General features: G+C 59.8%; 10 protein-coding genes and 2 pseudogenes. 5 read left to right on the top strand and 7 right to left on the bottom strand.

The genetic code is table 11. From position 1 onward, the window contains the following. Together PK789_RS03640 and kbl are read left to right on the top strand one after the other, a co-directional pair. A pseudogene (locus tag PK789_RS03640) lies at positions 1-219 on the top strand (L-threonine 3-dehydrogenase); the annotation flags it as partial. A 137-nt stretch (positions 220-356) separates the two neighbouring features. Next, on the top strand, positions 357-1,550 hold the full coding sequence (kbl, locus tag PK789_RS03645) for a glycine C-acetyltransferase (RefSeq protein WP_324307093.1): 1,194 nt from the start codon (positions 357-359) through the stop codon (positions 1,548-1,550). A gap of 14 nt (positions 1,551-1,564) precedes the next feature. Here kbl and PK789_RS03650 read toward each other — a convergent pair whose 3' ends face one another. From PK789_RS03650 to PK789_RS03660, 3 genes are all read right to left on the bottom strand, one after another. Next, positions 1,565-2,251: a pseudouridine synthase gene (locus tag PK789_RS03650; RefSeq protein ID WP_324307095.1), complete on the bottom strand. Its 687-nt coding sequence runs from the start codon at positions 2,249-2,251 to the stop codon at positions 1,565-1,567. 54 nt (positions 2,252-2,305) lie between these two features. Beyond that, a complete protein-coding gene (locus PK789_RS03655) occupies positions 2,306-2,776 on the bottom strand; it encodes a hypothetical protein (RefSeq protein ID WP_324307107.1) in 471 nt (156 codons plus the stop codon). 150 nt (positions 2,777-2,926) lie between these two features. Then, entirely contained in the window at positions 2,927-4,012 is a 1,086-nt protein-coding gene (locus PK789_RS03660; protein ID WP_324307097.1) for an OmpA family protein, read from the bottom strand. A gap of 223 nt (positions 4,013-4,235) precedes the next feature. Here PK789_RS03660 and PK789_RS03665 point away from each other — a divergent pair, with 223 nt between their 5' ends. From PK789_RS03665 to PK789_RS03675, 3 genes are all read left to right on the top strand, one after another. After that, a complete protein-coding gene (locus PK789_RS03665; protein WP_324307098.1) occupies positions 4,236-6,254 on the top strand; it encodes an oxidoreductase in 2,019 nt (672 codons plus the stop codon). A gap of 301 nt (positions 6,255-6,555) precedes the next feature. Then, a complete protein-coding gene (locus PK789_RS03670; RefSeq protein WP_324307099.1) occupies positions 6,556-7,017 on the top strand; it encodes a cell wall hydrolase in 462 nt (153 codons plus the stop codon). A 105-nt stretch (positions 7,018-7,122) separates the two neighbouring features. Beyond that, entirely contained in the window at positions 7,123-7,734 is a 612-nt protein-coding gene (locus PK789_RS03675) for a glutathione S-transferase family protein (RefSeq protein WP_324307101.1), read from the top strand. A gap of 121 nt (positions 7,735-7,855) precedes the next feature. Here the strand turns inward: PK789_RS03675 and prpC are convergent, their stop codons facing one another. The 4 genes and pseudogenes from prpC to PK789_RS03695 form a co-directional block, all read right to left on the bottom strand. Next, positions 7,856-9,010 carry a bifunctional 2-methylcitrate synthase/citrate synthase gene (gene prpC, locus PK789_RS03680; RefSeq protein ID WP_324307102.1) on the bottom strand — a complete coding sequence of 385 codons (1,155 nt, stop codon included), beginning with the start codon at positions 9,008-9,010 and terminating at the stop codon, positions 7,856-7,858. 30 nt (positions 9,011-9,040) lie between these two features. Continuing rightward, the gene (locus PK789_RS03685; protein WP_324307103.1) at positions 9,041-9,628 is read right to left on the bottom strand and encodes a DUF1003 domain-containing protein; all 588 of its coding nucleotides are present in this window, start codon (positions 9,626-9,628) and stop codon (positions 9,041-9,043) included. Between the two features lie 30 nt (positions 9,629-9,658). Beyond that, positions 9,659-10,543 carry a methylisocitrate lyase gene (gene prpB, locus PK789_RS03690; protein ID WP_324307104.1) on the bottom strand — a complete coding sequence of 295 codons (885 nt, stop codon included), beginning with the start codon at positions 10,541-10,543 and terminating at the stop codon, positions 9,659-9,661. A 118-nt stretch (positions 10,544-10,661) separates the two neighbouring features. After that, positions 10,662-10,868, bottom strand: a pseudogene (locus PK789_RS03695) (malate dehydrogenase); the annotation flags it as partial.

Raw genomic sequence — 10,868 nt, forward strand, 5'->3', positions numbered from 1 at the left:
GGCTGCGACTGGGACAAGATCATCTTCAAGGGCCTGACCGTGCAAGGCATCTACGGCCGCAAGATGTACGAGACCTGGTACAAGATGACCCAACTGGTGCTGTCCGGCTTTCCGCTGGGCAAGGTGCTGACGCATCAGTTGCCCATCGATGACTTCCAGAAAGGCTTTGACCTGATGGAAGCGGGCAAGGCCGGCAAGGTGGTGTTGAGCTGGAATTGATTGCTCGCGAGAGGCAGGCGGGACTGCCAATGCGCGACACGCCGCGAATACATCCATGTCGGCTCATCGGCGGCATCCATGCCGCCGATGGTCACGCACTGGCAGTCCCGCCTGCCCTCCTCTATTCCGGAATCGCCATGTCCCTGACCCAACGCTACGCCGACACGCTGGACGAAATCCGCGCCGCCGGCTTGTACAAATCCGAACGCATCATCACCAGTCCGCAATCGGCGGAGATTACGTTGGCCGATGGCCGCAAGGTGCTGAACTTTTGCGCCAACAATTATCTGGGCCTGGCCGATCATCCCGACATCATCGCGGCCGCCAAGGCCGCGCTGGACAGCCACGGCTTCGGCATGGCCTCGGTGCGCTTCATCTGCGGCACGCAGGATTTGCACAAGCAGTTGGAGCACACGATTTCCAATTTCTTCGGCAAGGACGACACCATCCTGTATGCCGCCTGCTTCGATGCCAACGGCGGCCTGTTCGAACCGCTGCTGGATGAAAACGACGCGATCATTTCCGATGCGCTGAACCACGCCTCGATCATCGACGGCGTGCGCCTGTGCAAGGCCAAGCGCTATCGCTACGCCAACTGCGACATGACCGATCTGGAAGCCCAGCTCAAGCAGGCCAAGGCCGACGGCGCACGCACGATCCTGATCACCACTGACGGCGTGTTCTCGATGGACGGCACCATCGCCCCGCTGGACCAGATCACCGCGCTGGCGCAGCAATACGGCGCACTGGTGCATATCGACGAATGCCATGCCACCGGCTTCCTGGGCGCGACCGGGCGTGGCTCCGCCGAAGTGAAGGGCGTGCTGGACAAGATCGACATCATCACCGGCACGCTCGGCAAGGCGATGGGCGGTGCGCTCGGCGGCTTCACTACGGCGCGCAGCGAAGTGATCGAGCTGCTTCGCCAGCGCTCGCGTCCCTACCTGTTCTCCAACTCGTTGCCACCGCACGTCGCCGCCGCAGGAACAAAGGCTTTCGAGATGTTGTCCGCCGCGGGCGAACTGCGCGAACGCCTGCGCGAGAACACCGCGCATTTCCGCGCGCGCATGACCGCTGCCGGTTTCGACATCAAACCAGGCGTGCATCCCATCTGCCCGGTGATGCTGTATGACGCACCGCTGGCACAGCGATTCGCCGAACGGCTGCTGGAAGAAGGCGTGTATGCCGTCGGTTTCTTCTTCCCGGTGGTGGCCAAAGGCCAGGCGCGTATCCGCACCCAGATGAGCGCTGCGCATACCCGCGCACAACTGGATCGCGCGATCGATGCGTTTGTTCGCATCGGCCACGAGCTAGGCGTGCTGAAGGCTTGAAGCCGCTTGAAGCCTTAGTCGCCGCCCAATGCGGCGACTTCCTGCGCAGATAATTCGCGCCACTGTCCCTTGGGCAAATCGCCCAGGGCCAGTGACCCGATCCCGACCCGCACCAGTCGCAACACATTGATCTTCAATGCAGCCAACAACCGCCGAATCTGGCGGTTGCGGCCTTCGTCCAGCACGATCTCCAGCCATGCGTTCTTCTCGCCGGTACGCAGCAACACTGCGGATTTCGCCCGCAGGTGCTCGTCGCCGTCGCGCACGCCTTCGTGCAGCGCAGACAGTCTTGCGGCATCGGGAATGCAATCCACTTGCACGTGATAGGTCTTGTCCGGTCCGCTCGCAGGATCGGTAATGCGCGCCGCCCACGCTGGGTCATTGCTAAACAACAACACGCCTTCACTGGCTTTGTCCAACCGCCCCACTGGCGCAATCCAACCAAGGTTGGCCGCATCGAAACAGCGATACACGGTGTCGCGCCCTTGTTCGTCACGCACCGTGGTCACCAAGCCGCGTGGCTTGTTGAGCATCAGATAGCGCAGCACTGGCTGCGTGGCGGCCTGCCCATCAATGTCGATTGCCATCGCCATGGTCGTGGGCGTCTCGGGGTTACGCACGACATGCCCATTGACGCGCACCCGACCGCCGCGGATCAGGCGCTCCGCCTCGCTGCGCGAGCACAAGCCGCGCTTGGACATGACACGCGCCAAGCCATGCTGCGGCGCACGTTGCGACGGCTTACCCGCCAAGGGTCACTTACCCGCTGCGGGTGCAGGCTCCGCTGCCGGGTCTTTTTTGCCCACCACGCGCACACCGCGCGCCTTCATCCATGCATCAAACTCATCGGCGGTCATGCGCTTGCCGTTCTGGGTCATATTGAACCGCCACGGCGTATTGTCGAACGCAGTTTGCGGTTTGTAGGCCGCAGGATCATTGGCTGCCGCTGTAGCGGGCACCAATGTTTTGGCCATTGCGCGACAGCCATCCATACGAATCCGCACCAGTACATTGTCCACCGACAGTGCCTCATCGAAAGACTGCACCAAGACACCACTGGCACCGCCTAATTGTGTCGTGCTCTGTGGGAGTTCGATGGCCACCGGCGACAACAGCGTTGGCCGAACTGGGCTCGCCAACAGGTCTCCGGGCCGGCACACATCCCCCCCGGCATATGCCAGCAATGGTGTGATGGCAAGCACGGATGCGCAGGTGGCGCGCTGAATCGACAACATGACTATTTACTCCCCGGCGAATGTCGTCAGTGTAGGCGGTGTGTGTACATCGCCGCAATGCGTATCGGCCATCTGCTGCGCACAAAAAAACGAAACCCGGCACTTGGCCGGGTTCCGCGAACAACCTGTTGGCAGCAAAAATTACTTGCTGTTCAACTCAGTGCGGCGGTTGATTTCACTCTTGCACTGGGGCAGCTTGTTGGTGCCCTTGTCTTCTAGCGGACGGCTGAAGCCGTAGCCGTTCGGACCGGCCAAACGGCCTGCATCGACACCGTGGCTGGTCAGGAAGTCGTACACCGTCTTGGCGCGACGCTCAGACAGCTTCTGGTTGTAGCCTTCCTTACCGCACTGGTCAGTGTGACCGGCCACTTCCACCTTCAGCTCGGGATAGCGCTTCAGGATTTCGGTGGCTTCGTTCAAGATCGCCACGGCGTCCGGACGCAAGGTTGCCTTGTCGAAGTCGAAGTTCACGCCCTTCAGATCGATCGAAACCGGCACCGGGCAGCCATCCGGACCGATGGTCTGGCCAGCCTGCGAGTTCGGGCACTTGTCGTTGCAATCGTTGACGCCGTCACCGTCGCTATCCATGTCCGCACAGGTCTGCTGCGGTGCTGCCGGAGCCGGAGCCACCGGAGCCACCGGAGCCGGGCCGAGTGCAACAGTCATACCAATCGAGGCCAGCACATCGCTGAACTGATTGTACTGCTTGCCCATATTGGCCTGCTGGTCATCGAAATCGATACGGGTTCCGAGTTCGGTGCGGACATCCATCCGGCCGAAATCGAATTGCAAACCAGCACCAAAATTGAGGGCAAGATTGGAGTCTTTATGCTTCCACGGTGATGTCGGAAGGTTAACGGAAAACTCTTGCTCATGACGCTGCCATCCCAAGCCGCCGCGCAGGTAGGGCCACCACTTGTCATCGGCATTACGGAAGTGATAACGCGCATCCAACGAAGCACCGTATTGGCTCCACCACAGATTGCGGTTACGGCTTTGATGCATGTTCTGGTAATTCAGCTCTGCATCAAGCGACACGTTCGGGGTCAAAAATTTACCAAACCCAATGGTGACAAACGGACCATCCGCAGTCGCACGATGTTTGTCCTGAAGATTCACACCAGTAGACCCAGACACATACCAGCGATCATCGAACTCCTGGGCAGACGCAGCCTGCGCCAGACCCAAGCCACCCAGTAGGGCAGCACAGAGGAGTTTCTTATTCATGTTCAGCTCCTTGATTCAGTAAGAAGAAACCGTGACGCAGCATTAAAATTTTGGTGCTTCAGACGGCTGAGTCCACACGCTACGCCGCCCATACAACCGGGCAGGCACGCGAAAGCCCCGTTAACATTAACATAACAGTCACCATTTGCAACCCCACCCCCGCAAAATTTGAATGCGGGCCGCTCCCCATGCAAGCTTCCGTACGCATCGGTATGCTACAGGCATGACAACGACCTACCCGCACCTACTGGCCCCGCTGGATCTGGGCTTCACTACCCTGCGCAACCGTGTGCTGATGGGTTCGATGCACACCGGGCTGGAAGACCGCGCTGCCGATTTCCCCAAGCTGGCGGCGTATTTTGCCGAACGTGCCGAAGGCGGCGTGGGCTTGATGGTGACTGGCGGCTTTGCACCCAATTTGCGTGGCTGGCTGAAACCATTTGCCAGTCGGATGTCGATGCCTTGGCATGTGCGCCGGCATCGACAGGTGACCGCGGCCGTGCATCGCCACGACGGCAAGATTTGCCTGCAACTGCTGCATGCCGGTCGTTATGCCTTCCATCCGTTGTCGGTGGCACCCTCGAAGTTGAAATCACCGATCAATCCCTTCACCCCCAGCGCGCTCAGCGCACGCGGCATCGAACGCCATATCAATGACTTCGCCATCGCCGCCAAACGTGCACGCGATGCCGGCTATGACGGCGTGGAGATCATGGGTTCGGAAGGCTATCTGCTCAACGAGTTCACCACTGCACGCGCCAATCAACGTACCGATGCGTGGGGCGGCGATGCCGCCAAACGAATGCGGTTTGCGGTGGAGATCGTGCGCCGGGTGCGCGAAGCCTGCGGGCCGGATTTCATCCTGATCTATCGTTTGTCTTTGCTGGATCTGGTCGAAGGTGGCAACGGCTGGGACGACATCGTTGCGCAAGCGCATGCCGTGCAAGCGGCGGGTGCGACCATTCTCAACAGCGGGATCGGCTGGCATGAGGCGCGCATCCCAACGATCGCCACCTCCGTGCCGCGTGCTGCATTTACCGGCGTTACCGCCAAACTCAAGCCGCATGTGGGCATCCCGGTGGTGGCGAGTAATCGCATCAATATGCCGGAGGTGGCCGAAGCGGTCCTAGTCGCCGGTAGCGCCGACATGGTGTCGATGGCGCGCCCGCTGCTGGCCGACCCGCAGTGGGTCAACAAAGCGCAGCGCGGTGAGGCGCATCGCATCAACACCTGCATCGCCTGTAATCAAGCCTGCCTGGATCATGTGTTCGAAAACAAGCGCGCCAGTTGTCTAGTCAACCCACGCGCAGGTGCCGAAACCGAGTTGAACTACAGCAAGACCAGCATGCCAAAAACCATCGCCGTCGTTGGCGCAGGCCCGGCGGGCTTGGCCTGCGCCACGGTGGCCGCCGAACGGGGCCACGCGGTGACATTATTTGATGCCGCGGCGGCCATCGGCGGCCAGTTCAATCTGGCCAAGCGCATTCCAGGCAAAGAAGAGTTTTACGAAACCTTGCGTTATTTCGACCAGCGCATCCGCGAGACCGGCGTGCAACTGCGTTTGAATACATGGGTGGATGCCGCAGCCTTGCAGACCTTTGACGCCATCGTCATCGCCACCGGAGTGACCCCGCGCGTGGTGGCCATCCCCGGGCATGATCATCCTAAGGTGGTGGGATATCTGGATGTCCTGGAAGGACGCGTTGCGGTGGGTGGAAGCGTCGCCATCATTGGGGCTGGCGGCATTGGCTTTGATGTTGCCGAATTTCTGGTGCACAGCGGCACATCGGTCAGTTTGGATCGCCAGCGCTGGATGGCCGAATGGGGCGTGGATGCGGATTTCGACAGCCCCGGCGGACTCACCCCACCGCAGCCAGAACCACCGACGCGCCAGGTGTGGCTACTGCAACGTAGTGCAGGCAAGCCGGGAGCAAAGCTGGGCAAAACCACCGGCTGGATTCATCGCGCCACACTCAAAGCCAAAGGCGTAAAGATGTTGGGCGGCGTGGATTATCTGGGTGTGGACGATGCCGGGTTGCAGATTCGCATTGACCAGCAAGAGCAACTGCTCGCGGTCGATCACATCGTGCTGTGTGCCGGCCAATTGCCACGACGGGAGTTATTCGACGCACTGCAAGCGCAGGGGTGCGCAGCGCATCTGATTGGGGGCGCCAAATTAGCCTCGGAACTGGATGCCAAACGTGCCATCGACGAAGGTAGCCGGCTGGCTGCTGCACTTTAAATTTGCAACATCAGGATAAAAAATATCCATTGAATCAATCAGTTCCAGCTTGGGTGAAAATCCGCTCATTCAGCCTAAAGTCAGGATTCCACCCCTAAGGTTCGCCCACTTTCACCTGCCTGGCCCCGCCAAGACGCCCCCCCCAGCAGGTTTACCGGCACGCCACCCGCACCCTGATCCGGGAGGCGCGCCCGGGCAAAGGTCGCCATAGAGCAACCGCCCTCCTTTAGTCACGCCATGTCGCGTGTTTGCATCGATTCATCGCTGCAAGCCGCGCCGCAACGGAGCAAGGAGTCTCTTGATGAAATTGGCTTGGATCCTCTGGCTGTCGCATGTGTTGCCGCAGCCCGCCGCAGATTCGCTCTGCCTGTCCACCACCGTGTATTTGGAAGCCCGCGACCAATCCGCGCTGGGCCAACAAGCGGTGGCGGAAGTCGCCCTGCGTCGCCGTGATAGCGGCTTGTGGGGGCGCAACCTATGCCAGGTGGTCACGGCACGCAAACAATTTGCGCCAACCCTGCTGTCGCCGCAGACGCGCCTGTCCAATATCGACGCGTGGACTGAAGCGGTGTCGGTAGCATTCGCCTCTGAGCGTAACTGGGCGCTACCGCGCAGCCAGCGCAAACTGGTGGTGCCAGGGGCCAGCCATTTTGCCGCCACATCGATTGCCAGCCCCAGCTGGAACAGCGCCGATCAAGTGGCCACGATTGGCGATCACACGTTCTATCGCGTGCAAAGCCTGCACCCACGTCGCGGCATTTGATTGCTCTTATGTGCGAAGGCAACCTGCAACACAGCGTTGCGTCGTCCTTCACCTCAGCAAACCCGTAATTGTGGATAGTGACGCCTTTCCAACTGGTGTCACATCATGAAGCTCTATACCTCCCCCGGTGCCTGTTCCACTGCCGACCACATCGTGCTGCAGTGGATTGGCCAGCCTTACGACTTCCAAATCGTCACCCGCGAGCAACGCGCCACCCCCGAATATCGCGCCATCAATCCTTCCGGCGCGGTGCCAGCCTTGCAGGTGGGCGACTGGGTGCTGACCCAGAATTCGGCCATCCTGCATTACTTGGCCGACCGTTCCCCCGAAGCCGGCTTGTGCGGCAATGGCAGTGCGGAAAGTCGTGCCGAGGTCAACCGCTGGCTGGCGTTCGTCAATGCCGATGTGCATCCGGCGTTTTTGCCTTTGTTTGGTGCCACCCATTATTTGGAAGATCAAGCCGCCATCGAAAAATCGCATACCCATGCCCGCACACGCTTGCGCGGTATGTATGTCAGCGTGAATGCCCAATTGGAAGGCAAAGAATGGATCACCGGCAGCCGCTCCATCGTCGATCCGTATTTGTTCATCACCTTGCAATGGGCGAAGAAGACCGGCGTGGACTTGAGCGGGCTGGATAATCTTGCCCGCTTCGATGCGCATATGGCAGCCGATCCCGGCGTGCAAGCCGCAATGCGGGCGGAAGGCTTGCTCTGAGCAAAACTACCCCGGATGCGCTGCATTGATCTAAGCGGCTCGGCGAGGCTCACCCAACAAAAAAGCCACGCAATGCGTGGCTTTTTTGTTGCGTCGTTTTTGCGGCAATCTGCGTCAATTTTCAACGCTTTTCGATCGACACAAACACCTGATCTTCCGGCCCCACGTAATTGGCCGACGGGCGGATGATCTTGCCGTCGATGCGCTGCTCGATGATGTGCGCGCTCCAGCCTGCGGTGCGCGCCAGCACAAACAACGGGGTGAACATCGCGGTGGGCACGCCCATCATGTGGTAGCTGACCGCGCTGAACCAGTCCAGATTCGGGAACATTTTTTTGATGTCCCACATCACCGATTCCAAACGCTCGGCAATGGCATACATCTTCATATTACCCTGCTCGTTTGACAGCTCACGGGCCACGTCCTTGATCACCTTGTTGCGCGGGTCGGACACCGTATACACCGGGTGCCCAAAGCCGATCACCACTTCCTTGCGCTCGACGCGCGCCTTGATATCGGCCTCGGCCTCATCCGGATTGTCGTAACGCTTTTGGATTTCGAATGCGACTTCGTTGGCGCCACCGTGCTTGGGCCCGCGCAACGCACCGATGCCGCCGGCAATGCACGAATGCATATCGCTGCCGGTACCCGCAATCACCCGGCACGCAAAGGTAGAGGCATTGAATTCGTGCTCGGCGTACAAAATCAGCGAGGTGTGCATCGCCCGCACCCACGACGCCTGCGGCTGCACGCCATGCAGCAGGTGCAAGAAGTGACCGCCGATGGAATCGTCATCGGTCTCCACGTCAATGACGCGGCCGTTATGGCTGTAGTGGTACCAATACAACAGCATCGACCCAAAGCTCGCCATCAATTTGTCGGCGATATCACGCGCACCCGGATGATTGTGGTCGTCTTTCTCCGGCGACACGCAGCCCAACACCGACACCCCGGTACGCATCACATCCATCGGGTGCGCCGACGGCGGCAGTTCTTCCAAGGCCGCTTTCACTGCGGCAGGAATCCCGCGTAGCGCCTTCAGCTTGGCCTTGTAGCCGGCTAATTCGGCCGTATTGGGCAGCTTGCCATGCACCAGCAGATGCGCGATTTCTTCAAACTCGCAGGTGTTGGCTAAATCCAGAATGTCGTAGCCACGATAGTGCAAATCATTGCCACTGCGGCCCACCGTGCACAGTGCGGTATTGCCGGCGGTGGTGCCGGACAATGCCACCGATTTTTTGGGCTTGAAGCCGGGTGTTGCTGCCTGTTCCGTCATTGCATCCCTCCAAGGATCATGCGTCGTTGTTCAATGCTTGTCGTGTGTTGCGCCCGTGGCGCGTTCGATCAATCGTTGCAGCAATTCGATCTGGCGATGCTGCAATTCCACCAGCGCGCTCCAGTCTTGTTCGCGCAGCCGATCCAGTTTTTCGTGAATTTGCAGCACTTCGAGCTCAGCCTTCACATTGACTTGATAGTCATTGCTGGCATTGAGGCGATCGATGTCCGCCTGCCGGTTCTGACTCATCATGATGATGGGAGCCTGCACTGCGGCCAAGCAAGACAGCACTAGGTTGAGCAAGATGTAGGGATACGGATCGAATGCCTTGGCCAATAAGACACTGTTGATAAGCATCCAGATCACCAACAGCGCACCAAACACACTGATGAAGTACCAACTTCCACCAACTTGCGCCACCCGATCGGCCAGCCGCTCACCAAATGAGCGCGTTTCCTGAAATTCGCGTTCGATATTGCGCGCCACACCACGCCGCGCAATGAACCGCTCGACCACATGCCGTTCTTCGGCAGGCAACTCGTCCAGCTCTTTCTGTAGAAATTGCTGCGCGGTATTGCGACGGTCGACGTTATGCAGTGGTGAAAATGGCATCGACATGATCAGGCCCCGCAGGATGGACGAGCGGCATCACGGCTTATTGCCGGCGAAGAGTGCATCAAGCTTGTCTTCGTACGTGTGATAGCCCAAGAAGTCATACAACTCAGCGCGCGTTTGCAACGTGTCGATGGTGTTTTTCTGGGTGCCTTCACGGCGCACCGTTTCGTAGAAGCCCAACGCCGCTTTGTTCATTGCACGGTATGCGCCGCAGCAGTACAGCGCGATGTCCACGCCGGCATCGCGCAATTCATCGGTGGTAAAAAACGGCGTGCTGCCAAATTCGGTCAGGTTGGCCAGGATTGGAACCTGCACCGCCGCCTTGAACTTGCGGTAATCGTCCAGCGTCTTCATCGCCTCGGGAAAGATCATGTCGGCACCCGCTTCGACATAGGCCACCGCGCGCTCGATGGCGCTGTCGATGCCTTCTACTGCCGCCGCATCGGTGCGCGCCATAATCACGAAGTCGCGATCACTGCGGGCATCCACCGCCGCCTTCACCCGGTCCACCATCTCTTGCTTGGTCACCACTTCTTTGCCGGGGCGATGGCCGCAGCGCTTTTGCCCCACCTGGTCTTCCATATGCACTGCGGCCACGCCGATACGCTCGAAATTGCGGATGGTGCGGCCGATGTTAAACGCCCCGCCCCAGCCGGTGTCGATGTCAACCAGTAGCGGCATGCCAGTGGCATCCACGATGCGACGCGCATCGGTGAGCACGTCTTCCATCGTGCTGATGCCAAGATCGGGCATCCCCAGTGAATTGGCAGCTACGCCACCGCCCGACAAATACAGCGCCTTATAGCCCACGCGCTTGGCCATCAAGCCGGCATAGGCGGTGATGGCACCCATCACTTGCAGGGGGGCTTCTTCTTGGATTGCGGCGCGAAAACGCGCGCCGGCGGAGGTGTTTGACATATCGGCTCCTTGCGAAGCGGCCATTTTACCGCGTCCGCCGCAGCGACACGGCCCTATAAAAAAAGGGCCGGCACATGGCCAGCCCTTTCGACATCTGCATCCGCGCAGGTGTTTGCGCTTACAGCAGATGCGCCACGCCGGCGCGCTCTTCTTCCAGCTCGGCCAAGGTCTTGTCCATCGCCGCGCGACTGAAATCATCCACCGGCAGGCCTTCGATGCGGGTGTATTCGCCATTAGCGCAGGTCACCGGCACGCCGTACATCACGGTCTCCGGGATGCCGTAGCTGCCGTCCGACGGCACGCCCATGGTCACCCACTTGCCGTT

Origin of the sequence: Thermomonas sp., from assembly GCF_035369645.1 — a bacterium.
GTDB lineage: Bacteria > Pseudomonadota > Gammaproteobacteria > Xanthomonadales > Xanthomonadaceae > Thermomonas.

Excerpts from the sequence above, each read along its gene's own strand:
- PK789_RS03665 (WP_324307098.1), top strand. The coding sequence starts at position 4,236 with ATGACAACGACCTACCCGCACCTACTGGCCCCGCTGGATCTGGGCTTC.
- PK789_RS03685 (WP_324307103.1), bottom strand. The coding sequence starts at position 9,628 with ATGTCGATGCCATTTTCACCACTGCATAACGTCGACCGTCGCAATACC.
- prpC (WP_324307102.1), bottom strand. The coding sequence starts at position 9,010 with ATGACGGAACAGGCAGCAACACCCGGCTTCAAGCCCAAAAAATCGGTG.
- PK789_RS03650 (WP_324307095.1), bottom strand. The coding sequence starts at position 2,251 with ATGTCCAAGCGCGGCTTGTGCTCGCGCAGCGAGGCGGAGCGCCTGATC.
- PK789_RS03675 (WP_324307101.1), top strand. The coding sequence starts at position 7,123 with ATGAAGCTCTATACCTCCCCCGGTGCCTGTTCCACTGCCGACCACATC.
- PK789_RS03670 (WP_324307099.1), top strand. The coding sequence starts at position 6,556 with ATGAAATTGGCTTGGATCCTCTGGCTGTCGCATGTGTTGCCGCAGCCC.
- kbl (WP_324307093.1), top strand. The coding sequence starts at position 357 with ATGTCCCTGACCCAACGCTACGCCGACACGCTGGACGAAATCCGCGCC.
- PK789_RS03660 (WP_324307097.1), bottom strand. The coding sequence starts at position 4,012 with ATGAATAAGAAACTCCTCTGTGCTGCCCTACTGGGTGGCTTGGGTCTG.
- prpB (WP_324307104.1), bottom strand. The coding sequence starts at position 10,543 with ATGTCAAACACCTCCGCCGGCGCGCGTTTTCGCGCCGCAATCCAAGAA.